Source organism: Streptomyces sp. NBC_00414 (assembly GCF_036038375.1).
GTDB lineage: Bacteria > Actinomycetota > Actinomycetes > Streptomycetales > Streptomycetaceae > Streptomyces.
In genome coordinates, this window is sequence record NZ_CP107935.1 from 6,706,795 (window position 1) to 6,731,398 (window position 24,604).

A 24,604-nucleotide genomic window follows, 5' to 3' on the forward strand; every position below is an offset into this window, starting at 1 on the left:
GCTGATCCCCTCTGTCCGGCCGCGGCCGCGCACGGCCGGGCCCGCTGTCAGTAGTTGCCGAGCCCGCCGCAGACGTTCATCGCCTGGGCGGTGATCGACGCGGCCGTCGGGGAGAGCAGATAGCCGACGAGTCCGGCGACCTCGTCGGGCGTGGAGTAGCGGCCGAGGGGGATCTTCGCCTCGAACTTCTCCAGCACCTCGTCCTCGGTGATGTCCCAGGCGCCGGCGTAGCCCTGGCGCACCCGCTCGGCCATCGGCGTCTCGACGTAGCCGGGGCAGACGGCGTTGACGGTGATGCCGCTCTTCGCCAGCTCCAGGCCCAGGGCCTTGGTGAAGCCGACCACGCCGTGCTTCGACGCCGAGTACGGCGCTCCCAGTGCCACGCCCTGCTTGCCGCCCGTGGAGGCGATGTTGACGATCCGTCCGGCGCCCTGCTCCAGCATCCCGCCGGTCGTGAGCACCTCGCGGGTCATCCGGAAGACGCTGTTGAGGTTGGTCTCGATCACGTCGAGCCACAGCTCGTCGGGTATCTGCGCGGTGTGGCCGCCACCGCTGCGGCCGGCGTTGTTCACCAGGGCGTCGACGGGGCCGAAGCGGTCCCTGGCCTCCTGGACGAAGGCGCGTACCCGCGCGGTGTCTCTCACGTCGCAGGAGGCGCCGTCGACGTCGAGGCCGGCCTCCCGCAACTCCTTGACGGTGTGGGCGACCCGGTCGCCGTCGCGGGCGCAGACGAAGACCCGCGCACCGCCCTCGGCCAGGCTCCGGGCCACGGCGAGACCGATGCCGCTGGTGGCCCCGGTGACGATGGCGACGCGTTCTGCTCCTTGCGGCATGACGGCTCCTCAGCGGTCCCTGCGGGGTGTCTGCGACGGGTGTCGGTGGTGGATGTCCTGGATGCCCGTGGTGGATGCCCGTGGTGGATGTCCGTGGTGGGTGTCCGCGACGGGTGTCGGACGACTGCGAGGGTTTCAGCGGCCGCTCGAATCGCGCTCGACCCGCGGCCCGGCCCGGGCTCCAGTGGCCTTCCACCCGCCTGCGAGACCAGGCACGCAGCTTGGAACGACACGAACGACCGCACGATGTCAAGCGATGCCGGGTCACACGAACGGGTCAAAAAGAGACCGGGCAACACCGGGCAATACCGGGCAACACCGTTGAACGAGGAGGCCATTGATGACGGATCACGAGCCAGACGCCAAGGAGGCCGGCGCCGTGACCTTCGTGAACACCTTCACCGTGCACGCCGAACCCGAGGTGTTCGAGAAGGAGTTCGCGCGGACGTCCGAGTTCATGGCACGGCAGCCGGGCTTCGTCCGGCACACACTCTCCCGGCACGCGGAGCGGCCCGGCCAGTACGTCAACGTCGCCGAGTGGAGGGACGCCGCCTCGTTCCGCGCGGCCGTCTCGCACGCCGACTTCCAGCCGCACGCCGGTGCGCTGCGCGCCCTGAGCGAAAGTCGGCCGGAACTCTATCTGGCACGGCTGCGCCGCGACGGCGGTACGTCTCCCGAGGGCCCGGCGCTCGACGGTCCGGCGGCCGAGCGTCCAGTGGCCGACGGTCCGGCCGTCGCGGGGAGCGGGACATGACCGCCCGACGGGTGGTGATCACCGGACTCGGAGTCATCGCCCCGGGCGGCATCGGCACGAAGGCCTTCTGGGAACGCATCGTCTCCGGCGTCTCCGCGACCAGGACCATCACGGCCTTCGACCCGGCGCCGTTCCGCTCCCGGATGGCCGCCGAGTGCGACTTCGACGGAGCCCGTCACGGCCTTTCGGCCCGGGACACCGCCCGGCTGGACCGCGCCTCCCAGTTCGCCCTGGTCGCCGCCCGCGAGGCGATCGCCGACAGCGGCGTCGAGATCGACGCGAGCAACGCGCACCGGACCGGCGTCAGCCTCGGCTCCGCCGTCGGCTGCACGCTGAAACTGGAGGAGGAGTACGTCGCGCGCAGCGACGGCGGCAAGCAGTGGCTGGTCGACCACGCGGCGGGCACCCCGTACCTGTACGACTACTTCGTGCCCAGCTCGATGGCCGCGGAGGTCGCCTGGGAGGCCGGCGCAGAGGGCCCGGCCGCACTCGTCTCGGCGGGCTGCACCTCCGGCCTCGACTCCCTCGGGCACGCCGTCGAACTCATCCGTGAGGGCAGTGCCGACATCATGATCGCCGGGGGCAGCGACGCCCCCATCGCGCCGATCACCGTGGCCTGCTTCGACGCCATCAAGGCCACCTCGCCGCGCAACGACACCCCGGACCACGCCTCCAGGCCCTTCGACCGGACCCGCAGCGGCTTCGTCCTGGGCGAGGGCGCCGCGGTCCTCGTACTGGAGGAGCGGGAGTCGGCCCTGCGGCGCGGCGCGCAGGTGTACGCCGAGATCGCCGGGTTCGCCGCGCGCGCCAACGCCCACCACATGACCGGGCTGCGCCCCGACGGCCTGGAGATGGCCGCCGCCATCACCGGAGCGCTCGACGACGCCCGCATCGACCGCGAGGCCGTCGGCTACGTCAACGCGCACGGTACGGCCACCCGGCAGAACGACATCCACGAGACGGCCGCCATCAAGCACAGCCTGGGCGAGCACGCCCACCGGGTCCCGGTCAGCTCCATCAAGGCGGTCATCGGCCACTCGCTGGGTGCGGTCGGCTCCATCGAGGCCGCCGCCTCCGCCCTGGTGATCCGGCACGGCGTGATACCCCCCACCGCGGGCCTGCACGAGCCGGACCCCCAACTCGACCTCGACTACGTGCCGTTGACCGCCCGCGACCAGCCCACCGACACCGTACTGACGGTGGGCAGCGGCTTCGGCGGCTTCCAGAGCGCGATGGTGCTCACCGCATCGGAAGGCAGGCGCCCATGACCACCGTGCCCATGACCGCCGGGCCGAGGACCACGGCGTCCGGGACCGCCAGGGCCGTGGTCACCGGAGTAGGCGTGCTCGCGCCCAACGGGATCGGGGCCGAGGAGTACTGGTCGGCGACCCTGCGCGGGGAGAGCGGCATCGGTCGCATCACCCGCTTCGACCCCTCCTCGTACCCCTCCCGGCTGGCCGGCGAGATCACCGACTTCTCGGTGCGCGACCACGTCCCCAGCCGTCTCGTGCCGCAGACCGACCGCACCACGCAGTTCGCCCTCGCGGGCTCCGACCGGGCGCTCGCGGACGCCGGGCTGAGCGCCGAGAGCCTGCCCGCGGACGAGCGCGGGGTGGTGACCGCCAGCGCCTCCGGCGGGTTCGAGTTCGGCCAGCGCGAACTGGGCCACCTGTGGGGCAAGGACCCCAAGCACGTCAGCGCGTACATGTCCTTCGCCTGGTTCTACGCGGTCAACTCGGGCCAGGTGTCCATCCGGCACGATCTGCGCGGGCCCACCGGAGTCCTCGTCACCGACCAGGCGGGCGGACTCGACGCGGTCGCGCAGGCCAGGCGCCGTATCCGCAAGGGCACTCCGCTGATGCTGACGGGCGGCATGGACGCCTCGCTGTGTCCGTACGGCCTCGCCGCGCAGATCTCCGCCGGGATCCTCAGCGAGAGCGAGGACCCGACCCGCGCCTATCTGCCCTTCGACGCCGCCGCCAACGGGCATGTGCCGGGCGAGGGCGGGGCGATCCTCACCCTGGAGGACGCGGAGCGGGCCCGGCAGCGCGGGGCGCGCGTGTACGGGGAGATCAGCGGGTACGCCGCCACCTTCGACCCCCGCCCTGGCTCGGGCCGGCCGTCCAACCTGGAGCGGGCCGTCCGGGGAGCGCTGGCCGACGCCGGTCTGCGCGCCGAGGACATCGCGTTCGTCCTCGCGGACGGCGCCGGTGAACCGGAACCCGACCGCGTCGAGGCACAGGCCCTGACCGCGGTCTTCGGGCCCGGCGGTGTACCGGTCACGGTCCCCAAGACCATGACGGGACGCCTCTACTCGGGCGCCGCACCGCTGGACCTGGTCACGGCCCTGTTCGGCCTGCGGGACGGCGTGGTCCCGCCGACGGTCCACGTCGAGGAGACGACGGGCCACGACATCGACCTGGTGACCGGTGCTCCCCGCCCCGTCACGGGGGACGCCGCGCTGGTACTGGCGCGGGGCCGCGGGGGCTTCAACAGCGCCATGGTCGTACGCGGCCCGTAGCGCCTTGGCCGTACGCGGCTCGCAGCGCCTTGGTCGTACGCGGCCCGTCGGCGGCCTGAGACCCGCCCACCATCACCCCACGCATCACCACCCCACGCATCACCACCCCACGCACCACCACCCATCGAAGGAGAATGTCATGTCCGCTTTCACCACCGACGACCTGTTCAAGATCATGCGTGAGTGCGCAGGCGAGGAGGAGGCCGTCGACCTGTCGAGCGCCGCCGCGGACCAGGAGTTCGCCCTGCTCGGCTACGACTCGCTGGCCCTCATGGAGGCGATCAGCAGGGTGGAGCGCGGCTACGGGATCACGCTGCCCGAGGAGACTCTCGGCGACGCGCTGACCCCCGCGGCGTTCGTCGCCGCCGTGAACACCGCGATCGCCGACCGTATGCCCGCGGCGGGGGCCGCCTGATGACCGAGGCGGGCCCCGGCGCCCAGGGAGCTCCCGCCGCGGAGGTCCCGGCGCCGGACATCCGGATCGCGGGGTGCGCGGTCTGGCTGCCGCCCCGCACCCCGGTCGCGGACGCCGTCGCGGCCGGACTGTGCGACGAGGCCCTGGCCAGGACCACCGGCATGCTGTCGGTGGCCGTGGCGCAGGACGAGCCGGCGCCCGAGATGGCGGCCCGCGCGGCCCGGACCGCCCTTGAGCGGTCCGGCTTCCGGCGGCCCGGCTCCGACGGCGCTCCCGGCTCCGGCGATGTCTCCGGAGCCGTCGCTCCCGGCTCCGGCGACGTGTCGCTGATCCTGCACGCCAGCTTCTTCTACCAGGGCCACGACCTGTGGGCGCCCGCCTCGTACGTCCAGCGCACCGCCGTCGGCAACCAGTGCCCCGCGATCGAGGTCGGCCAGGTCTCCAACGGAGGCATGGCCGGGCTCGGGCTCGCGGTCGACCACCTGCGGGCGGGGCCGGCGGCCGGGGAGCCCGACCGGCGGGTCCTGCTGACGACCGGTGACGCCTTCCGCCCGCCCGGCTTCGACCGCTGGCGCAGCGACTCGGGCACCTTCTACGGGGACGGGGGCACCGCCCTCGTCCTGTCCTCGCGGGAGGGCTTCGCCCGGATCCGTGGCCTGGCCACCGTCTCCGTGCCGGAGCTGGAGGGGATGCACCGCGGTGACGACCCGTTCGGCCACGCCCCGTTCGGCCACCGGCCGGTCGTCGACCTGGACGCCTGCAAGAAGGACTTCCTCGCCACCCACCGGGTGCCTCAGGTGATCGCGGCGAGCGGGGCCGCGCAGGACCTGGCCGTCGAGCGGGCCCTCGCCGCCGCGGGCGTCACGCTCGCCGACGTCGACCGCTTCGTCCTTCCCCACCTGGGCCGCAAGCGGCTGCGGGCCGGGCACCTCGCCCGGTTCGGGATCGCGGAGGAGCGCACCACCTGGGAGTGGAGCCGCGGCATCGGGCACCTCGGCGCCGGCGACCAGATCGCCGGGTTCGACCACCTGGTCGGCTCCGGGAGCCTGGGCGCCGGGGACCTCGTCGTGTGGATGAGCGTGGGCGCCGGGTTCACCTACTCCTGCGCGGTCGTCGAAATGCTGGAACGCCCTCACTGGGCGGCCACGACATCCACGGCACCACCCCCGACCTCCGCAGGAGACGCCGCATGAGCGCCGAACGTCCGCTGCCCGTGGCCCTGTTGCTGCCGGGCCAGGGTTCCCAGCATCCGCGGATGGCCGCGGGCCTCTACGGGTACGAGCCGGTGTTCACCGCGGCGATGGACGAGTTCTTCGACGCGGCGGGCCCCGAGGGCGGTCCGCTGCGCGAGGACTGGCTGTCCGAACGGCCCGCCACGGAACTGGACCACGTCACCCGCTCGCAGCCGCTGCTCTTCGCCGTGGACCACGCGCTGGGCCGGCTGGTGCTCAGCTGGGGCATGCGCCCGGCCGCCCTGCTCGGGCACAGCATCGGGGAGCTGGCCTCGGCGGTGCTGGCCGGGGTGTTCAGTCCGAAGGACGCGGCGGGACTGGTGCTCGACCGGGTCGGGCGGCTGGCGAAGGCCCCGCCCGGCGGCATGCTCGCGGTCGCCGCGTCCACGGCAGAGGTGGAGCCGTACCTGAGCGGTGACGTGGTCGTCGGCGCGGTCAACGCCCCGCGCCAGACGATCCTGGCCGGCCCGGACGGCCCGCTGGACAAGGTCCGCCGCACGTTGGGGGAGGCCGGGTTCGTCTGCCGCCGGGTTCCCTCGCTCAGCGCCTTCCACAGCCCCATGCTGGAACCCGCCTGCCGGGGCGCGGCCGAACGCTTCGCCGCGGTGGCCAGGCACATGCCTTCCCCGCCGGTCCACTCCGCCTACACCGCCGCCCCGTTGACGCGGGCCGACATCGACGACCCGTCCTTCTGGGCACGGCAGCCGGTGGCGCCGGTGCTCTTCTGGCCCGCGCTGGAAGGGCTGTTGGCGACGGGCGACCATCTGCTGGTGGAGGTGGGTCCTGGACAGGGGCTGTCCCAGGTGGCCCGCCGTCACCCGGCCGTGCGGCGGGGCACCAGCGCCGTGGTGTCACTGCTGCCGGCCCGGCCGGGCCCACCGGAGGCGGACCGGGCCGCGGTGGCGGACGCCGCGGCGCGCCTCACGGCGGCGGGCCACGCCGTCACGGCGGCGAGCCACGACGGTAGGGTGGCGGGCCACATCATGGCGCCGGGCCACCCGACCGGCCGCACCACCACGGCCCTCGACGACCCGCATCGCGCGGCGAGGGCTTGACGACCCGCACCGCAGGCCGTCGCCTGGACGGCCTGTACCGCAGGCCGTTGGCCTGGCGGTCCGCATCCTGCGGCGTTGGCTTGGCGGCCTGTACCGCAGGCCGTCGGCCTGACGGTCCGCACACCGTGCCGTCGTCCTGGCGGCCCGTACCGCAGCCCGGCGGTCCGGCGGCCCGCACTCCCCGCCGCCGCCCCGACGGCCCGACGGCCCGCACCCCGCACCGCATACAACAGACGCCCCGCCCCCGGTCGGCAACACGGGGGAGGGGCGTCGGCTTCGTGCGGCCCCGGCCGCGGCCCGCCGCCGAGAAGGCCGGGGCGCGCCGAGGGCCGGGGCGCGGGCCGTGGTCAGGCGCGGACGGTCGCCGTGACGTAGCGCACGGGCGTGTCGATCGTGAGCGGCCCGTCCCCGTCCCGCATCGCGTCGAGCGAGGTGATCAGCCGCTCCCGCAGCTGCCGGCGCTTGTCGTCCGAGAGGTGGTTCCAGAGCAGGCGCATGCCCTGCGTGTGGGACCAGCCCACCCACGCCAGGCCCGACTCGGCCACCAGGTGGACGGGCTCGTCGACGACCGACACGTCCTGGAAGCCGGCCTTCTCCAGGGTGCGGGCGAGGTCGGCCGGGTCCGCGAGCCAGCTGTTGAAGCGCTGCTGGAGACGCTCGGGCTGCCACTGCGGCGGCAGGTCCAGCAGCAGCTCGCGCGGGATGAGTTCGGTGAACACCGGCGGCAGGAAGGGGAAGGTGTCCTCGCTGAACACCGGGCTGGTGAAGGCGAGCCGCCCGCCGGGGGAGAGCAGCGGCGCGTAGCGGGCCAGTGCCGCGGGCGCGTCGGGCAGGAAGATGACGCTGTAGCTACCCAGCACGACGTCGAAGGAGCGCGGTTCGAAGTCGGGGTGCTCCCCGTCCATCACGCGCAGATCGACCGTGTCGGCGCCCCGCAGCGCGGCCTCCTTCGCGGCCTCCTCGATCATCGCCTCGGCGACGTCGATGCCCACGACACGGCCCGTCGGCCCCACCCGCTCGGCCGCGGGGAAGACACAGGCCCCCCGGCCGCAGCCGACGTCGAGGACCCGGGCGCCCTCACCGGGGGCCGCGCGTTCCACCAGGCGCCGGCCCATCGGAGTGAAGAACTCCACGCCGAGCCGGTCGTAGGACGCCGCGGCGCTGTTGAAGGCCGCCGCCACTTCGGATTTGTACGTGGAGGTGTCCACTGAATCTCCCGCTCTCTCGGTGGATGCACCACTTTTCCCGCCCTGTCTCGGGCACGGATGGAGAGGCCTTGGAGCGCCACTGGACTGCGGCTGGACAAATCGAAAAGAAGTCCCCGGGAGGCCGGTCCGCCCTTGTTCCCGGCGATGTCCTCTCCTAAGAATTGATTCCGGCACGCACCGCACCGGTTCGGATCCGATTCAGGGCCGGTCCAGGAGCGGGAAAAGAGCGATTCAAGATCGCTGTAAGGCCGCTGCAAGGCCGATTCAAGGTTGATTCAGGAGGAGAAAGCGTGAGCGACCAGATAGCGAGCGTTCGGCGCCTGGTGGAGGCGTACAACACCGGTAAAACGGACGATGTGGCCGAGTACATCCATCCGGAATACATGAATCCGGGAACTCTGGAATTCACCTCGATGCGTGGCCCGGAGCTTTTCGCGATCAACGTCGCCTGGGTCAAGAGGACGTTCTCGGAGGACGCGCGCCTGGAGGAGGTGGCCATCGAGGAGAACGGCGACTGGGTGCGCGCCCGGCTGGTGCTCTACGGGCGGCACGTCGGCGAGATGGTCGGCATGGCCCCCACCGGGCGGCTCTTCTCGGGTGAGCAGATCCATCTCCTCCACTTCGTCGACGGGAAGATCCACCACCACCGCGACTGGCCCGACTACCAGGGCACCTACCGCCAGCTCGGCGAGCCGTGGCCGGAGAAGGAGCACCGCCGTCCGTGACGGCGGATTTCTCGAAGCGCGGAAACTAGGGGGAAGCACGATGGAATTCGGTGTGCTGGGGCCGCTGTACGTCCGGGTGAACGGGGAGACGACCGCCCCGAGTGCCCCGAAACTGCGGAACGTACTGGCGATGCTGCTCGTCCACACGGGACAGGTGGTGCCCGTGCCCTCGCTGGTGCGGGACCTGTGGGACGACGATCCGCCCGTCAGCGGGCTGACCACGCTGCAGACGTACATCCTGAACCTGCGCAAGATGTTCTCCGCGGTCACCGGGCTGACCACCGACGAGGTGGCCCGCGACATCCTGGTGACCCGGGCGGGCGGATATCTGCTGGCCGCCGAGGCGGGCGCGCTCGACCTGCACCTCTACCGCCGCCTGGTGACCTCCGGCCGGGAGGCCCTGGTGCGCGGCGACGACGCGGCCGGGGTGCGGGACCTGAACGAGGCGCTCCTGATGTGGCGGGGCCCCGCGCTGGTCGACGTACCGGCCGGGCGGGTGCTGGAGAGCAGGCGCCGGCAGCTGGAGGAGTCCCGGCTCGCCGCCTTCGAGTACCTGGTCGACGTGGAGCTGCGGCTCGGCATGTACCGCGAGGTGCTGGCCGAGCTGGCGGCCCTCACGGTGGAGAATCCGCTGCACGAGGGGCTGCACGGGCAGTACATGTGGGCCCTGCACCTCAGTGGCCGCAGGGCCCAGGCACTGCAGGTCTTCCACCGCCTGCGGGGCGCGCTGGTCGCGGGCCTCGGCCTGGAGCCGGGGCCCCAGGTGCAGCGGCTGCACCGCGCGGTACTGAACGCGGACACCGAGTTCGAGCCCCGCTTCGCGGTGGGCCGGACCCCGGTCGCCGTGCCGGCCAGCGCCTTCGGCGGCGCGCGCCCCTACTGACGTACCGGTTCGCACACGACGTACCGGTTCGCACACGAGGTACCAGTTCGCGTACGACGTACCGGTATTCAAATTTGATTGCGTCGCTGGGTCCGGCGTGACTAGGGTGCATCTAGACAAATTTGATTAGTTCGGAGGGGTCATGCCGGAGGAGCACCAGTCGGAGCAGCAGCAGGAGCGGTCGGAGCAACCGGACGAGCAACCCGACGAGTCACCCATCGACAGTCCGACGGGCTGGGTCGCGGCGCACATCCGCCGCTACGACCGCAGCGGCGGAAAGGAGGGGGCGAAGTGGTACGGGCTCGACACCCTGCTCCTGACCACCCGCGGCCGGAAATCGGGAAAGCTGCGCCGCACCGCGGTGATCTACGGCCGGGACGGCGAGAACGTCATCGTGGTCGGATCGAACGGCGGAAAGCCCGAGCATCCGCTCTGGTATCTCAATCTCGTCGCCTCGCCGGACGCCCATGTCCAGATCGGTGAGGAGCATCTCGACGTGCGGGCCCGTACGGCGACCGAGGAGGAGAAGCCGGATCTCTGGAAGCTCATGACGGGTCTTTTCCCGCAGTACAAGAGTTACCAGAAGAAGACCACCAGGGACATTCCCGTGGTGATTCTGGAGCCCGTCGAGACGTAACCGCCGACGGGTCACGTCGGAAATTTCATGTACGAATCACGCACGGATCATGCACGGAAAGGAAAGGTGTCTGTGTTGAACGAATTCACGCGCCGCGGATTCCTCGGCAGCGCGGCGGCGGTCGGCGGGGCCACCGTGGTGGCCACGACCGTCCCCGGTGCCCAGGCCGCCGAGGCGGCCGTCCCGCAAGCGGCGAAAGGCGGCGCGTGCGGCCCCCGGACCGGGCTCGTCCAGGTGGACCGGACGGACCGGCGCTACCAGGACCTGGTCAGCCGGGGGTTCAACGGACGGTTCCGCGGCAAGCCCGACGCGGTGTACGTCGTACACACCGCGGACCAGGTCGTCGACGCGGTGAACCGGGCCCTGGACGCGGGGCAGCGGATCGCCGTACGCAGCGGCGGGCACTGCTTCGAGGGCTTCGTGGACGACCCCGCCGTGCGGGCCGTCATCGACATGTCCGAGATGCGGGAGGTCTTCTACGACTCCGCCAAGCGGGCGTTCGCCGTGGAACCCGGCGCCACCCTCGGGGAGGCGTACCGCACCCTGTACCTGGACTGGGGTGTGACCATCCCGGCGGGCGTCTGCCCCCAGGTGGGGGTCGGCGGCCATGTCCTCGGCGGCGGGTACGGCCCGCTCTCCCGCCGCGACGGAGTGGTGGCCGACCACCTGTACGCGGTCGAGGTCGTCGTCGTGGACGCCTCGGGCCGGGCCCGCAAGGTCGTGGCCACCAGTGCGGCCGGCGACCCCAACCGCGAGCTGTGGTGGGCCCACACCGGAGGCGGCGGGGGCAACTTCGGCATCGTCACCCGGTACTGGTTCCGGACGCCCGGCGCCACCGGCAACGACCCGTCCGGACTGCTGCCCAAGGCACCCAAGTCCACGCTGCGGCACATCGTGACCTGGGAGTGGTCCGCCCTCACCGAGAAGGCGTTCACCCGGATCATCGACAACCACGGGGCCTGGCACCAGCGCAACAGCGCCGCCGACACTCCGTACGCCAGTCTGCACAGCGTCTTCTACCTCAACAGCAAGGCCGCCGGGCAGATCCTGCTGGACATCCAGATCGACGGCGGACTGGACGGCGCCGAGGGGCTGTTGAACGACTTCGTCGCCGCGATCAACGAGGGCACGGGTGTGGAGCCCGCCGTCCAGCGGAGCACGGAGCCGTGGCTGCGGGCCACGCTGGCCAACAAGTTCGACACCGGCGGCTTCGACCGGACCAAGTCCAAGGGCGCGTATCTGCGCAAACCGTGGACCGCCGCCCAGGCCGCCACCCTCTACACGTATCTGAGCGCCGACACCCAGGTGTGGGGCGAGGTCTCGCTCTACTCGTACGGCGCGAAGGTCAACTCCGTCGCGGAGACGGCCACCGCCACCGCCCAGCGCGACTCCATCATCAAGGTGTGGATGTCCGCGACGTGGATGGATCCCACGCAGGACGACGCCAACCTCGCCTGGATCCGGGAGATCTACCGCGACGTCTTCGCCACCACCGGCGGCGTCCCGGTGCCCGACGACCGCACCGAGGGCACCTTCATCAACTACCCCGACATCGACCTGGCCGACCCGGAGTGGAACACCTCCGGGGTGCCCTGGCACACCCTCTACTACAAGGGGAACTACCCGCGCCTGCAGAAGGTCAAGGCCCGCTGGGACCCCAGGAACGTCTTCCGGCACGCGCTGTCCGTACGACTGCCCGACTGACGGCGACGGCGACTGTACGACGAGAGGGGGGCGGTGGCCGCGGATCGCGGCGACCGCCCCCCTCTCGTGCCCGAAAGCGCTGAAGACCGACAGCTCGTTCAGGCGCGGTCCGCGAGGAACAGGCCGCGGCCCGACTGGATCCCCCGCACATGGGCGACCTTCAGCCCGGCCCGGGTGAACGCCTCCTCGTACTCGGCCCGGGTGAAGAGCGTCAGGGTGTGGCTCTCCGCGAAGTGCCGCACGCCGCTGCCGGGCTCGGCCACCACGTAGTGCACGTCCATGTGCGACGTGTGCCCCTGGCGCTCCGTGTGGGAGACGCGGGTCAGCGTCCGCGGTCCCACGGTCACGGTGTCCCCGCTCACATGGCGGTCGAGGGCCGTCTCCAGGAACCACCAGGGGTCCACCGCCACGACACCGCCCGGTGTCAGGTGCTCGGCGAACGACCGCAGGGTCGCGGTGAGTTCAGCGGTGTCCTTCAGATAGGCGATCGACCCGAACATGCAGGTGATCGCGTCGTAGGAGCGCCCCAGGGAGAGGTCGCGCATGTCACCGCCGTGCAGCACGGCGGTCGGCACCGCGGCCCGGGCCATCGACAGCATGGCGTCGGACAGTTCGAGCCCCTCGACCTTGTCGAAGAGTTCGGCGAAGTGCCGCAGGTGCGCGCCGGTGCCACAGGCGACGTCGAGCAGTGAGGCCGCCGCGGGGTTGCGCGCCCGCACGAGCCCCGCGACGGTGGCGGCCTCCACCCGGTAGTCCTTGCCGCGCGACTCGTGGAGCAGCTCGTAGATCTCGGCCATCCCGGGTCCGTACATCGCGGACTCCCCTCCTCAGCTGGAACTGCTGGACTTGGCGGAATCGCCGGTACCACCGGCTCCGCCGAAACCGTCGGCGTGCTCCGCCGCCCAGCTCGCGAAGGTGCGGGCCTCGCGGCCGGTGACCTCGCGCACCACGTCGGTCACGGGGCCGGGGGTGACGGCCGACTCGGCGAGGTAGTCGAGCAGCATCTCGACGACCGGCGGCGGCATATGGGCGCTCATCGCCTCGCGCCCGGCCTCACGGCTCAGCTCCTCGAAGCGGATGTCCCGGCCGAGCACCTCCGCCAGCACGCCCACCTGCTCGATCTGTGTCAGCGCCCGCGGTCCCGTCACCAGGTACCGGGCGCCCGCGTGGCCGTCCTCCACCAGCGCGGCCGTCAGCACCGCCGCGATGTCGGCCTCGTGGACGATCGCGCGGGCGGCCTTGCCGTAGGGCGCGCGCACCACGTTCTCCGTACGGATCGAATCGCCCCACTTCCAGAGGGTGTTGCCGGCGAACTCGTCGGGGCGTACGAAGGTCCAGTCCGCCCCGCTGTCCTCGACGGCCCGCTCCACCGTGCGGTGGTGCCGGTGGCTGGGGTTGCTCTCGTCGTCCAGCACAGAGCTGGACGACAGGACGACGATGTGCCGGACCCCCGCCTTGCGGGCGAGCGCCGCGACCTCGTGGGCGGTCCCGGGCACCGGGAAGAGGTACATCCGGTCGATGCCCTCCAGGGCGGCGGGCAGGGTTCCGGGCTGCTCCAGGTCGCCCTGGACGACCTCGACGCCGGCCGGCAGCGCGGCGGCCCCGGGCGTCCGGGTGAGCGCCCGCACATGATGTCCCGAGGCCACCAGGCTCTCCGTGACATGGCGGCCCACCTTCCCCGTGGCACCGGTCAGCAGGATGTTCAAGGCCCCTCCTCGGCGTACGAAGCGGTGCTCCCCGGCGCTGTGCCGTGCGTGGTGCGCTGTGCGCTGCGCTGCGTCGGGAGGCGGTTTCAGGCGCCAAGGCTGTCGTGCCGGGCTAGAGGACCCCGTGAGCCCCGATGGATCCCGGCGGGCCTTCCCGGACCCCGGGCGGCATCGGCCGCCGCTCCAGGGAGAATGGAGCGATCCTGCAGCCGTTCTCAGGCGGGGGAGGGGCAGTCTGGCGTGACATCGTCCGCGAGACTGTGAGGAATCGCCATGTCAATGGCCGAGCGCAAGGCCCTGTGTCTGGAAATGGTCGCCGCCTGGAACCGGTGGGACCTGAGCGGGATCATCAAGCACTGGTCGCCGGACATCGTGCACTACTCCGAGGACACCGAGGTGAGTTCCGCCGACATGATCAAGCTCATGGAGGGCGGGCTGCAGGCGTTCCCCGATCTCCAGCTCGAAGTGAAGAGCATCATGGCCGAGGAGGACCGGGTCACCCTGCGCATCACCGTGACCGCCACCCACTCGCGCGAGTTCATGGGCGTGCCGCCGACCGGTGAGCGCGTCAGCTGGCACCTGGTGGAGGAACTGCGCTTCGAGGACGCCAAGGTCGTCGAGCACTGGGACGTCATCAACATGCGGCCGCTGCTGGTCAAGCTGGGCAAGCTGCCCGACGTCCCCAAGGTGGAACTGGAGACGAGCGTCTGACCTGCGCGGACGTTCAGCCGCCGGCTCGTGGGTCCGGCGGCCGGAGCCCGGGGGCGCGGGCCTGTCCCGTGCCCCCGGGCACGCGGGCCCCCAGGCGCTCAAGCCCTCCGCGCGTCCGGGCGTTCTCCGCCGTGCCCGGGGCGGCTAACTAAGCTGACGCCCAGGCGGGGCGGCGGACAGGAAAGCGCCGCACCAGACGGAACGGGGTGACGATGTCGGCGACGCGGTTGCTGGTCCTCGGAGTGGTACGCGGCTTCGGCAGGACGCACGGTTACCGGGTGCGGACCGAGCTGCTGTCCTGGGGGATCGACGACTGGGCCAACGTCAAACCCGGTTCGATCTACCACGCGCTGCGGCAGCTGGCGAAGATCGGCTTGCTGGAGGCCAGCGAGATCGCGCACTGGCCGGGGCGGGTGGACTACAGCGTGACTCCCGAGGGGGACGAGGAGTTCTTCCGGCTGCTGGTCGACGCCCTTGAACGGCCCGAGCACCGCGCCGACATGCTCAGCGCCGGCCTCGCCCTGATGCCCGCGCTCTCCCGCGACCGCGCCGTGGCGGCCCTCTCCACCCGCCTGCACGTCCTGGAGGCCCAGCGGGCGGCGCTGCGCAAGGAATCCGCCCCGGTGCACGCCGAGGGCCTGCCGACTCATCTGGGCGAGCTGTGGACGATGCGCACGCGGTACGCCGACCTCGGCGTGGAGTGGACCCAGGACCTGCTGGAACGGGTCAGGTCGGGGGAGTACGAGATGGCGGGCGAGCACGGGCACTCCTTCGGGACGCCGGGGTCGTGGCGCACGCTGGTCGGGCCGTTGGCGGAGTGACGCCTCTTCGCATGACCAACTAATCAAACTTGCATAGTGGGCTGTCCGTGCTCTAGCTTGGAGCAGTAATCAAGTTTGATTACTGATCTGCGCGTGTCGTTCGATCCCTGCCCTTCCACCCTCAGGGGCTCTCCCCGTGCGCCTGTCATGGCGCGCAGCCTCTCGTGGCGCATCAGGACCTAGGAGTCACAGATTGAGTTCGCAATCCACACTTGCCATCGAGACGTCGGGCCTGGTCAAAACCTTCGGTGAGACCCGGGCCGTCGACGGTGTCGACCTGGCCATCCCGCAGGGCGTCGTCTACGGCGTGCTGGGACCCAACGGCGCGGGCAAGACGACGACGATCCGGATGCTGTCCACCCTGCTGACCCCCGACGGCGGCACCGCCCGGGTGCTCGGGCACGACGTGGTCAAGGAGGCCGGGGCGGTACGCAGCCGGGTGAGTCTCACCGGTCAGTTCGCCTCGATCGACGAGGACCTCACCGCCACCGAGAACCTGACCCTGCTCGCCCGGCTGCTGGGCTTCTCCCGCACCCAGGCCGCCGCCCGGGCCGAGGAACTGCTCGCGGCCTTCGATCTCACGGAGGCCGCCGGACGGCAGTCCAAGACCTTCTCCGGAGGGATGCGCCGCCGGCTCGACATCGCCGCCAGCCTCGTCGTCACCCCCGACCTGCTCTTCCTGGACGAGCCGACCACCGGGCTCGACCCGCGCAGCCGCAACCAGGTGTGGGACAGCGTGCGGGCCATGGTGGCCCTGGGCACCACGATCCTGCTGACCACGCAGTACCTGGACGAGGCCGACCAGCTGGCCGACCGGATCGCCGTCATCGACCACGGCCGGGTCATCGCCGAGGGCACCACGGGCGAGCTCAAGTCGTCGGTCGGCACCGGAGCCCTGCACGTACGGCTCGTCAACGCCGAGAACCGCCCCGAGGCCGCCCAGTTGCTCACCCGGGCCCTCGCCTCACCGGTCTTCCAGGAGTCCGACCCGTTCGCGCTCTCCGTGCGGACCGACGACCACGCGCGGGTCGCCGGAGCCCTGGCCGAACTCGCCCGCTCCGAGATCGCGGTCTCGGACTTCGCACTCGGCCGGCCCAGCCTCGACGAGGTCTTCCTCGCCCTGACCGGGCGCCCCGCGGAAGACGCACAGACCGACCAGGAGGACGCGGCATGACCCTCACATCCGAGACGAAGGCCGCCCCGGGCGTGCCCGCCGACGCCCTGCGCAAGGCCCTCACCAGTCAGATCCGCCCTTCCCGCCCCAACCCGCTGACCGCCGTACGGGTCTCGGCCTGGCGGACGATGCGGAAGATGAAGCACTACGGCGTGGCCGTGCTGTTCGACGTCACGCTGATGCCGATCATCTTCCTGCTGACCTTCACCTATCTCTTCGGCGGCGCGTTCGCCGGCTCGACCAAGGAGTACCTGCAGTACTTCCTGCCGGGCGTCCTCGTGCAGACCGTCATCATGCCGACCGTCTACACCGGCACCGCGCTCAACATGGACATCACCCGGGGGATCTACGACCGCTTCCGGACCCTGCCGTTCTGGCAGCCGGCCACCATCGTGGGCAGCCTCCTCGGCGACGTCGTCCGCTATGTGCTGGCGCTGACCACCACGATGGGTGTCGGTCTCGCGCTGGGCTTCCGGCCCGACGGCGGAGTGGGCGGCGTGCTGGCCGCGATGCTCCTCCTGCTGGTCTTCGCGGTGAGCGTCAGCTGGATCTTCGCCGCGCTGGGTGTGGTCGCCAAGGCGCCCGAGACGGTGTCCGGGTCCAGCATGCTGGTGATGTTCCCGCTGGTCTTCACGAGCAACATCTTCGTGGAGCCGGAGACGATGCCGGGGTGGATGGAGGCGATCGTCAACGCGAATCCGGTCAGTAACGCGGCCACGGCTGTTCGTGGGCTGGTCCACGGTGACGCGAGCGGGGCGGATATCGGGTGGGTGTTGCTTGCCAGCGGGGTGATTACGTTGATCTTCGCGCCGTTGACGATGCATCTGTATCGCGCGAAGAGTCGGCAGTAGTGGTGAGGGGCGCGGGGGCGTCGTGGCTGGTTGCGCCGTTCCCCGCGCCCCTTCAGGGCGAAAGGCGAAGGACTGCGCCGTTCCCCGCGCCCCTTCAGGGCGAAAGGCGAAAGACTGCGCCGTTCCCCGCGCCCCTGGGGAGCTTGAGGTGCCCCTGAACGAGCCACGGCGGCCGGGCTGGTTGTCTCCCCCGTCGGCCGGTGCCGAGCTGCCGTGGCTCCCCTTCCCCCACACGGAAGCGGCGCCTCCGAGGCCATGAGCCTTCGGAGGCGCCGCTTCCGTGTGCGGGGGCGGTTACTCCCCGGCCGGGGACGCCGTCGACGCGGCCGTGTCCGCCGCCTGTGCCTTCAGGGCGCGCTCGACACCAGAGCGGGACTCCGAGATCAGCCGCCGCAGCGCCGCGCTCGGCTCCGCCGAGGCCAGCCACTCGTCCGTCTTCGCCAGGGTGTCCGCGGAGACCTGGACCGACGGGTAGAGGCCGACCACGATCTGCTGGGCCATCTCGTGCGAACGCGAGTCCCAGACGCCCTTGACCGCCGCGAAGTACTTGTCCGTGTACGGGGCGAGCAGTTCACGCTGGCCGAACTGCACGAAGCCGCCGATCACGGCCTCCTGGACGGCGTTCGGCAGCTTGTCGGACTCGACGACCGACGCCCAGGCCTCCGCCTTCGCCTCCTCGGTCGGGCGGGCGGCCCGGGCGGTCGCCGCGTGGCGCTCACCGGCGGCCGTCTTGTCCCGCTCGTACTCGCTGGTGATCTCGGCGTCGTCGAAGCGGCCCACCGCCGCGAGCCGCTGCACGAACGACCAGCGCAGCTCGGTGTCCACGGCCAGGCCCTCGACGCTCTCCCGGCCGTCGAGCAGGCCCTCCAGAAGGTCCAGCTGCTCCGGCGTACGGGCCGTCGACGCGAACGCGCGCGCCCAGGCCAGCTGGTGGTCGCCGCCCGCCTCGGAGGACCGCAGGTGGGCCAGCGTGGCGTCCGTCCAGCGGGTCAGCAGCGCCTCGCGGGCGTTCGGGTCGGCGTACAGCTCGACCGCCGTCAGCACCTGGCGGTGCAGCGACTGCACGACGCCGATGTCCGACTCCTTGCCGATCCCGGACAGGACGAGCGAGAGGTAGTCGCGGGTCGCCAGTTCGGCGTCGCGGGTCATGTCCCAGGCCGAGGCCCAGCACAGGGCGCGCGGCAGCGAGGCCTTGAAGTCGCCGAGGTGCTCGGTGACGAACGCGAGGGACTGCTCGTCGAGGCGGACCTTCGCGTAGCTGAGGTCGTCGTCGTTGAGGAGGATCACGGCGGCGCGGGGCTTGCCCACCAGCTGGGGCACCTCGGTCAGTTCGCCGTCCACGTCCAGCTCGACACGCTCGCCGCGCACCAGCTTGCCGCTGTCGTCGTCCAGGTCGTACAGGCCGACCGCGATGCGGTGCGGGCGCAGGGTCGGCTCGCCCTTGGCGCCGGCGGGCAGGGCCGGGGCCTCCTGGCGGATCGCGAAGGAGGTGATGACGCCGTTCGCGTCCGTCTCGATCTGCGGGCGCAGGATGTTGATGCCGGCCGTCTGCAGCCACTTCTGCGACCAGGTGCCCAGATCGCGGCCGCTGGTCTCCTCCAGCGCGCCGAGCAGGTCGGACAGCTGCGTGTTCCCGAACGCGTGCGCCTTGAAGTACGCCTGCACGCCCCGGAAGAACTCGTCCTGGCCGACGTACGCCACGAGCTGCTTGAGGACGCTGGCGCCCTTGGCGTACGTGATGCCGTCGAAGTTGACGAGCACGTCGTCGAGGTCGTTGATCTGGGCCATGATCGGGTGCGTGGAGGGCAGCTGGTCCTGCCGGTACGCCCACGTCTTCATGGAGTTGGCGAACGTGGTCCACGAGTGCGGCCAGCGGGAGTCCGCGGCGTACGCCTGGCAGGCGATCGAGGTGTAGGTCGCGAAGGACTCATTGAGCCACAGGTCGTTCCACCACTCCATCGTCACGAGGTCGCCGAACCACATGTGGGCCAGCTCGTGCAGGATGGTCTCCGCCCGCACCTCGTACGCGGCGTCCGTCACCTTCGACCGGAAGACGTACTGGTCGCGGATGGTCACCGCGCCCGCGTTCTCCATCGCGCCCGCGTTGAACTCCGGCACGAACAGCTGGTCGTACTTCTTGAACGGGTACGCGTAGTCGAACTTCTCCTGGAACCACTCGAAGCCCTGCCGAGTGACCGCGAAGATCGCGTCCGAGTCGAGGAACTCGGCGAGCGAGGGCCGGCAGTAGATGCCCAGCGGGACACTCTGCCCGTCCTTCTCGTACACGCTGTGCACCGAGTGGTACGGACCGAGGATCAGCGCCGTGATGTACGTGGAGATCCGCGGCGTCGGCTCGAACTCCCAGACGTCGTCCTTCGGTTCCGGCGTCGGCGAGTTGGAGATGACGGTCCAGCCGGAGGGCGCCTTCACGGTGAACTGGAAGGTGGCCTTCAGGTCGGGCTGCTCGAAGCTCGCGAAGACACGGCGGGCGTCCGGGACCTCGAACTGGGTGTAGAGGTAGGCCTGCTGGTCGACCGGGTCGACGAACCGGTGCAGCCCCTCACCGGTGTTCGTGTACGCGCAGTCGGCCACGACCCGCAGGACGTTGCGGCCCTCCAGGATGCCCGGGAGCGCGATCCGTGAGTCCTTGAAGACCTCGGCGGGGTCCAGGGCGTCGCCGTTGAGGGCGATCTCGTGGACGGCCGGGGCGACCAGGTCGATGAAGGACGCGCCGTTCTCGGCCGAGTCGAAGCGCACCGTGGTCACGGACCGGTAGGTGCCGCCCCCGCTCTCGGCGTCGCCGGAGAGGGAGGTACCCCCACCCTGCGCGCCGGAGAGGTCGAGATCGATCTCGTACGAGTCAACGGTGAGCAGTTTTGCCCGCTGCTGCGCCTCTTCGCGGGTCAGGTTTGTGCCAGGCACGCGGTCATCTCCTCGTTATGGGTGGGTTGCGTCATCCTTCCACGGGAGATGCGGGAGTGCGATGTCCGTTTCCCGCCGGTGTCGGGGGCGGGCGCGGGGCCACCCTGGAGCCATGACCAGCCATCACGTACGTCCCATCGAGCCCCAGGTGTTGAAGGAACTCCGCGCGACGGACGACGCCGGGCGTCCGTGCGTCCCCGTAGAGGACACGGAGGGCGGGGCACCGCTCCGCTGCTGCCTCAGGCGCAGCGAACCCGGGGAGCGCATCGCCCTCGTCTCGTACGCGCCCCTGCGCCGCTGGGCCGACCGCACGGGCGCGCGGCCCGGAGCGTACGACGAACAGGGTCCCGTCTTCGTCCACGCCGAGGAGTGCGCGGGCCCCGACCTCGCCGGGTATCCGTTCGCCCGGCCCGGTGCCCTGCGCGTCCTGCGCCGCTACTCCGCCGAGGGCCACATCCTCGGCGGACGCCTCCTGGAGATCCCGGAGCCGGCCGGCCAGGAGTCGGCCGACGAGGCCCTGGACGCGGTTCTCACGGAGGCCTTCGCCGACTCCGAGGTGGCCCTCGTGCACGTCAGGGCCGTCGAGTACGGCTGCCTTCTCTACGAGGTGCGCCGCCCCTGACGGTCCGGATCTGGGCAGGGAGGACTGGTACGTAAAGGACTGGGAACCCGGGTTCGAGTCAAGTGGACCGGCTATGAACCGAGTTGTGGGGGAAAGTCCTGATGGCAGTGAAGCGTGTTCTGGGAGTTGCGACCGTGCTGGTGCTCACCGCGGGGGTGTCCGCGTGTTCCAGCGGTGACGACGGTGCGGACGGGAAGAAGGACGGGGCGAAGGGGGCGTCCTCGACCAAGGGCGCGTCCGAGTCCGAGGTGGTGCGGGCCGCCCACAGGAAGACGACCGCGGCGGACTCGGCGAAGATGACGCTCGCCACCGAGGCGGCCGCGGCCGGCAAGACGGTGACCGTCCGCGGCGCGGGCGTGATGGACCTCGAAGACGGCAACAGCACCATGACGATGACGTCGCAGGGGCAGAAGATCGAACAGCGGGTCCTCGACGGCGTCGTCTACCAGAAGGCCCCGGCCGCGCAGCGGGCCCAGCTCGACCTGCCCAAGGGCAAGACCTGGATGAAGATCGACCCGGCCAGGCTGAGCGGCTCGGACGGGCAGGTCAACGACCCGGCGGCGTCCTTCGCGTTCACCAAGGGCGTGACCGACGGCGACGTCACCAAGGTCGGGACGGAGACGATCGACGGGGCGCGCACCACGCACTACCGCGTCAAGGTCGATGTGAAGGACCTGGCCGAGGGCGACCAGGCCAAGGCCGAGCAGCTGCGCGAGCAGCTCGGCACCTCGAAGCTGCCGCTCGAACTGTGGCTCGACGACGAGGGCCGGGTGCGGCAGGAGACCATCAAGCTCACCCTGCGTCCCCAGGCGGGGGCGGGACAGAAGAGCGAGAAGGTCATCAGCACCACCACGCTGAAGTTCAGTGACTTCGGCACCGAGGCCGACGTGGAGGCTCCGGCCGCCGCCGACACGGTCGACGTCACCAAGAAGCTCGCCGACGCCTCGAAGACCCAGGACACAGCCTGAGGCCGAAGGCAAAAGATTGCGCCGTTCCCCGCGCCCCATCAGGGGCGCGGGGAACGGCGCAATCTTTTGCCTTCAGGGGCGCGAGTCCGCAGCGGTCAGCCGAGCTCCGCCGCCACCAGTTCCGCGATCTGAACGGCGTTGAGCGCCGCGCCCTTGCGGAGGTTGTCGTTCGAGACGAAGAGCGCGAGCCCGTGCTCAACGGTCTCGTCGGCCCGGATCCGCCCCACGAACGACGGGTCCTGCCCGGCGGCCTGCAGCGGAGTCGGAATGTCCGAGAGGGCCACACCCGGCGCCCCGGCCAGCAGCTCCGTGGCCCGCTCCACACTCAGCGGCCGCGCGAAACGCGCGTTGACCTGCAGCGAGTGCCCCGAGAAGACCGGGACACGGACACAGGTGCCGGAGACCTTGAGGCCCGGGATCTCCAGGATCTTGCGGGACTCGTGGCGGAGCTTCTGCTCCTCGTCCGTCTCGTTCAGGCCGTCGTCCACGATGGAGCCGGCCAGCGGCAGGACGTTGAAGGCGATGGGCCGCTGGTAGACCTGCGGCTCGGGGAAGTCGACCGCCGAACCGTCGTGGGTCAGCTTGTCCGCGTCGGCGACGACCTTCTGCGCCTGGCCGTGCAGCTCGGCGACACCGGCGAGACCGGAGCCGGAGACGGCCTGGTAGGTGGCGACGACGAGGGCCTCCAGGCCCGCCTCCTCGTGGAGGGGCTTGAGCACGGGCATCGCGGCCATGGTCGTGCAGTTCGGGTTGGCGATGATCCCCTTGGGCCGGTCCGCCACGGCGTGCGGGTTGACCTCCGAGACCACCAGCGGGACCTGGGGGTCCTTGCGCCAGGCGGAGGAGTTGTCGATCACGACGGGACCCTGCGCGGCGACCTTCTCGGCGAGGGCCCTGGACGTGGCGCCGCCCGCGGAGAACAGCACGATGTCGAGGCCGGAGTAGTCGGCGGTGGAGGCGTCCTCCACCGTCACGGACTTGTCCTTGTAGGCGATCGTCGAACCGGCCGAACGGGCCGAGGCGAACAGACGCAGCGTCTCCACCGGGAACTCGCGCTCGGCGAGGATCCTCAGCATGACAGTGCCGACCTGACCGGTGGCTCCGACGATTCCTACCTTCACAGCTACTCCTTCTGCCTGTGCGATTTCGCCTGCGTGTTACTGGCCGACGCTTCCATCATGCGTCTCACCTCGGCCCATGTGTCCAATCCTTTGCCCGCGCACTGAGACGGTGTGATGTATGCCTCCGTGAAAGACGGTCGAACGTTTTTCACGCCACCGGCGTCATAGAGGAAACGCGGTGAGGGGAGGGGCGCTGTGCTGCGCAGAAAAACCCGCCGCGTCCAGGGGGCCGAGGAGCTGGTCGGGGGAACACCCGACGACCCCCTGGACGCGGCACAGGAGCGCCGGGTGCGCGCGGTGCTCGCGCTCGGCGGGGTACCGCAGACGGACCTGCCGGACGGGGTGCAGCAGGTCCGTCTGCGGCTGCTGGAACGGGCGGCGAGCGGGGCCGAGGCGCCGCGTGACGTGTCGGCGTGGGCGGCCGTCGTCGCCTCGAACCTGGCCATGGACTGGCACCGGGCCAGACGCCGGCAGGAGCGGATCGGTGAACGGCTGGCCTCGCTGCGGCCCGCGGAGCACACCGCGGGCGACTCCGGCGAGGAGACGAAGGTGCTGTCGCTCGCCGTGGCCCAGGGGCTGGACGAGCTGCCCGACGCCCAGCGGCAGATCCTCGTGCTGCGTTTCTACGCCGACCTGCCCGTCCGGGGCATCGCCGAGGAGCTCGGCATCCCGGAGGGCACGGTCAAGAGCAGGCTGCACACGGCGGTCCGCGCGCTGCGCGCCCGCCTGCACGAGGACGAGGTGGTGTGACATGCCCGAGTACGAGGGAGCCGAGTACGAAGCAGCCGAGTACGAGGGAATCGACGCACTGCTGGCCGCGATCACGGACGAACCGCTGCCCGAGGGGGCGCGGGACGACCCGGCGTTCATGGCGGAGCACCGTTCGGCGGTCGCGGACGTGGCCCTGCTCAGGGAACAGCTGCGGATCATGGGCGACACCCTGGCCGCGGAGTCACCGGCCGCGGAGCCACCCACTGTGGAGTCACCGGCCGTCGCGGGCCCGGCCGCGGAGGGCTCGACCTCTGACGGGCCGACGGCCACCGGACCGGCGGGCGGATCTGTGGCCGGCAAGAGGCCGAGGCCGTCCCGGGCGCCCGCGCCGCTGAGGCCGCCGAAGGAGGCGGGGCCCCGGCAGCCGCGCCGGTACCGGCGCTACGCGGGAGCGGCCATGGGCGCCCTCGTGATCGCGGGGGGCACGGCGCTGCTCGGCGGGCTCGTGTGGCTCGGCGTGGCGGGCGGCGCCGGAGACGAGGGTTCCTCCGCCAGTGACAAGTCCGCCGGGCAGCAGGACGGCGGGGGTGACGCCTCGGTGGTCTCGCCGGAGATGCACCTCGCGTGCTCCAAGGTCCTCGTCGAGGGGACCGTACGGAGCATCACGCCCGCGGCCGAGGGGAACGTACGCGTCGAACTGAAGGTGAAGCGCTACTACCGGCCCGAGCGGACCGTGGCGGACCACCCGACGATCACCGTGACGCTCCTGGAGAGCGCGCGGGAGGACCTGAAGATCGGCACGTACACCCTGGTGCGGCTGCCGGTGGACCCGCGGGACCAGCAGGACTGGGAGACCGGACCGGGGGTCGCCGACGCCCGCAAGGAGCTCCTCAAGGCCCTGCCGGGAGCGCGCGGCATGAAGTGCGCGGTTCCGGAGGGCGGCGAGGGCTGAGCGGAACGGCGGGGGAGGCGGGGGGAACGGGAAGGGCGGGCGCCCGGTGGAACCGGACGCCCGCCCTCTGTCGCGTAC

At 71.3% G+C, this 24,604-nt stretch carries 24 protein-coding genes; 18 read left to right on the forward strand and 6 right to left on the reverse strand.

The annotated features are described in order from the left end of the window. Positions 1-47: 47 nt before the first annotated feature. Entirely contained in the window at positions 48-833 is a 786-nt protein-coding gene (locus OHS59_RS29200; RefSeq protein WP_328496323.1) for an SDR family NAD(P)-dependent oxidoreductase, read from the reverse strand. 340 nt (positions 834-1,173) lie between these two features. Between OHS59_RS29200 and OHS59_RS29205 the strand changes: the two genes are divergently transcribed. From OHS59_RS29205 to OHS59_RS29230, 6 genes are all read left to right on the forward strand, one after another. After that, entirely contained in the window at positions 1,174-1,587 is a 414-nt protein-coding gene (locus OHS59_RS29205; RefSeq protein ID WP_328496324.1) for an antibiotic biosynthesis monooxygenase family protein, read from the forward strand. Continuing rightward, on the forward strand, positions 1,584-2,855 hold the full coding sequence (locus OHS59_RS29210) for a beta-ketoacyl-[acyl-carrier-protein] synthase family protein (RefSeq protein ID WP_328496325.1): 1,272 nt from the start codon (positions 1,584-1,586) through the stop codon (positions 2,853-2,855). Before OHS59_RS29205 ends, OHS59_RS29210 begins: the two co-directional genes overlap by 4 nt. Further along, the gene (locus tag OHS59_RS29215; RefSeq protein WP_328496326.1) at positions 2,852-4,108 is read left to right on the forward strand and encodes a ketosynthase chain-length factor; all 1,257 of its coding nucleotides are present in this window, start codon (positions 2,852-2,854) and stop codon (positions 4,106-4,108) included. Before OHS59_RS29210 ends, OHS59_RS29215 begins: the two co-directional genes overlap by 4 nt. A 139-nt stretch (positions 4,109-4,247) precedes the next feature. Continuing rightward, positions 4,248-4,523, forward strand: coding sequence for an acyl carrier protein (locus OHS59_RS29220; RefSeq protein ID WP_189777335.1), 276 nt, complete (start codon positions 4,248-4,250; stop codon positions 4,521-4,523). Beyond that, positions 4,523-5,716 (forward strand): ketoacyl-ACP synthase III family protein, encoded by a 1,194-nt coding sequence (locus tag OHS59_RS29225; RefSeq protein WP_328496327.1) that lies wholly within the window; start codon positions 4,523-4,525, stop codon positions 5,714-5,716. Before OHS59_RS29220 ends, OHS59_RS29225 begins: the two co-directional genes overlap by 1 nt. Then, a complete protein-coding gene (locus OHS59_RS29230; RefSeq protein ID WP_328496328.1) occupies positions 5,713-6,810 on the forward strand; it encodes an acyltransferase domain-containing protein in 1,098 nt (365 codons plus the stop codon). The genes OHS59_RS29225 and OHS59_RS29230 overlap by 4 nt, the downstream gene beginning before the upstream one ends. 347 nt (positions 6,811-7,157) lie before the next feature. Here OHS59_RS29230 and OHS59_RS29235 read toward each other — a convergent pair whose 3' ends face one another. After that, positions 7,158-8,018, reverse strand: coding sequence for a class I SAM-dependent methyltransferase (locus tag OHS59_RS29235; RefSeq protein ID WP_328496329.1), 861 nt, complete (start codon positions 8,016-8,018; stop codon positions 7,158-7,160). Between the two features lie 290 nt (positions 8,019-8,308). Here OHS59_RS29235 and OHS59_RS29240 point away from each other — a divergent pair, with 290 nt between their 5' ends. The 4 genes from OHS59_RS29240 to OHS59_RS29255 all read left to right on the forward strand — a co-directional run bounded on the left by OHS59_RS29240 (position 8,309) and on the right by OHS59_RS29255 (position 11,967). Then, on the forward strand, positions 8,309-8,743 hold the full coding sequence (locus OHS59_RS29240; protein ID WP_328496330.1) for an ester cyclase: 435 nt from the start codon (positions 8,309-8,311) through the stop codon (positions 8,741-8,743). Between the two features lie 40 nt (positions 8,744-8,783). After that, positions 8,784-9,626: an AfsR/SARP family transcriptional regulator gene (locus tag OHS59_RS29245; protein WP_328496331.1), complete on the forward strand. Its 843-nt coding sequence runs from the start codon at positions 8,784-8,786 to the stop codon at positions 9,624-9,626. 142 nt (positions 9,627-9,768) lie between these two features. Next, positions 9,769-10,263 (forward strand): nitroreductase family deazaflavin-dependent oxidoreductase, encoded by a 495-nt coding sequence (locus OHS59_RS29250; protein ID WP_328496332.1) that lies wholly within the window; start codon positions 9,769-9,771, stop codon positions 10,261-10,263. 75 nt (positions 10,264-10,338) lie between these two features. Beyond that, positions 10,339-11,967 (forward strand): FAD-binding oxidoreductase, encoded by a 1,629-nt coding sequence (locus OHS59_RS29255; protein WP_328496333.1) that lies wholly within the window; start codon positions 10,339-10,341, stop codon positions 11,965-11,967. 98 nt (positions 11,968-12,065) lie between these two features. On the opposite strand, the gene OHS59_RS29260 is transcribed toward OHS59_RS29255, so the two are convergent. Beyond that, positions 12,066-12,779 carry a class I SAM-dependent DNA methyltransferase gene (locus OHS59_RS29260; RefSeq protein WP_328496334.1) on the reverse strand — a complete coding sequence of 238 codons (714 nt, stop codon included), beginning with the start codon at positions 12,777-12,779 and terminating at the stop codon, positions 12,066-12,068. A 15-nt stretch (positions 12,780-12,794) separates the two neighbouring features. Further along, positions 12,795-13,673: an NAD(P)H-binding protein gene (locus tag OHS59_RS29265; RefSeq protein WP_328496335.1), complete on the reverse strand. Its 879-nt coding sequence runs from the start codon at positions 13,671-13,673 to the stop codon at positions 12,795-12,797. Between the two features lie 279 nt (positions 13,674-13,952). Here OHS59_RS29265 and OHS59_RS29270 point away from each other — a divergent pair, with 279 nt between their 5' ends. From OHS59_RS29270 to OHS59_RS29285, 4 genes are all read left to right on the forward strand, one after another. Beyond that, positions 13,953-14,384, forward strand: a complete 432-nt coding sequence (locus tag OHS59_RS29270) for an ester cyclase (protein ID WP_328496336.1) — start codon at positions 13,953-13,955, stop codon at positions 14,382-14,384. A gap of 212 nt (positions 14,385-14,596) precedes the next feature. Next, positions 14,597-15,205: a PadR family transcriptional regulator gene (locus OHS59_RS29275; protein ID WP_328496337.1), complete on the forward strand. Its 609-nt coding sequence runs from the start codon at positions 14,597-14,599 to the stop codon at positions 15,203-15,205. Between the two features lie 193 nt (positions 15,206-15,398). Next, on the forward strand, positions 15,399-16,379 hold the full coding sequence (locus OHS59_RS29280) for an ATP-binding cassette domain-containing protein (RefSeq protein ID WP_328496338.1): 981 nt from the start codon (positions 15,399-15,401) through the stop codon (positions 16,377-16,379). After that, complete coding sequence (locus tag OHS59_RS29285; RefSeq protein ID WP_328496339.1) at positions 16,376-17,230, forward strand: ABC transporter permease; 855 nt, start codon at positions 16,376-16,378, stop codon at positions 17,228-17,230. The genes OHS59_RS29280 and OHS59_RS29285 overlap by 4 nt, the downstream gene beginning before the upstream one ends. A gap of 294 nt (positions 17,231-17,524) precedes the next feature. On the opposite strand, the gene pepN is transcribed toward OHS59_RS29285, so the two are convergent. After that, positions 17,525-20,152 carry an aminopeptidase N gene (pepN, locus tag OHS59_RS29290; RefSeq protein WP_328496340.1) on the reverse strand — a complete coding sequence of 876 codons (2,628 nt, stop codon included), beginning with the start codon at positions 20,150-20,152 and terminating at the stop codon, positions 17,525-17,527. A 112-nt stretch (positions 20,153-20,264) separates the two neighbouring features. Between pepN and OHS59_RS29295 the strand changes: the two genes are divergently transcribed. Together OHS59_RS29295 and OHS59_RS29300 are read left to right on the forward strand one after the other, a co-directional pair. Further along, a complete protein-coding gene (locus tag OHS59_RS29295; protein WP_328496341.1) occupies positions 20,265-20,774 on the forward strand; it encodes a DUF1203 domain-containing protein in 510 nt (169 codons plus the stop codon). A 101-nt stretch (positions 20,775-20,875) separates the two neighbouring features. After that, the gene (locus OHS59_RS29300) at positions 20,876-21,742 is read left to right on the forward strand and encodes a DUF7537 family lipoprotein (RefSeq protein ID WP_328496342.1); all 867 of its coding nucleotides are present in this window, start codon (positions 20,876-20,878) and stop codon (positions 21,740-21,742) included. A 95-nt stretch (positions 21,743-21,837) separates the two neighbouring features. On the opposite strand, the gene OHS59_RS29305 is transcribed toward OHS59_RS29300, so the two are convergent. After that, positions 21,838-22,863: an aspartate-semialdehyde dehydrogenase gene (locus OHS59_RS29305; protein ID WP_328496343.1), complete on the reverse strand. Its 1,026-nt coding sequence runs from the start codon at positions 22,861-22,863 to the stop codon at positions 21,838-21,840. 195 nt (positions 22,864-23,058) lie between these two features. Here OHS59_RS29305 and OHS59_RS29310 point away from each other — a divergent pair, with 195 nt between their 5' ends. Both OHS59_RS29310 and OHS59_RS29315 read left to right on the forward strand, forming a co-directional pair. Continuing rightward, positions 23,059-23,613 carry an RNA polymerase sigma factor gene (locus tag OHS59_RS29310; protein WP_328496344.1) on the forward strand — a complete coding sequence of 185 codons (555 nt, stop codon included), beginning with the start codon at positions 23,059-23,061 and terminating at the stop codon, positions 23,611-23,613. A gap of 1 nt (position 23,614) precedes the next feature. Next, positions 23,615-24,526: a hypothetical protein gene (locus OHS59_RS29315; protein ID WP_328496345.1), complete on the forward strand. Its 912-nt coding sequence runs from the start codon at positions 23,615-23,617 to the stop codon at positions 24,524-24,526. Positions 24,527-24,604 lie beyond the last annotated feature (78 nt).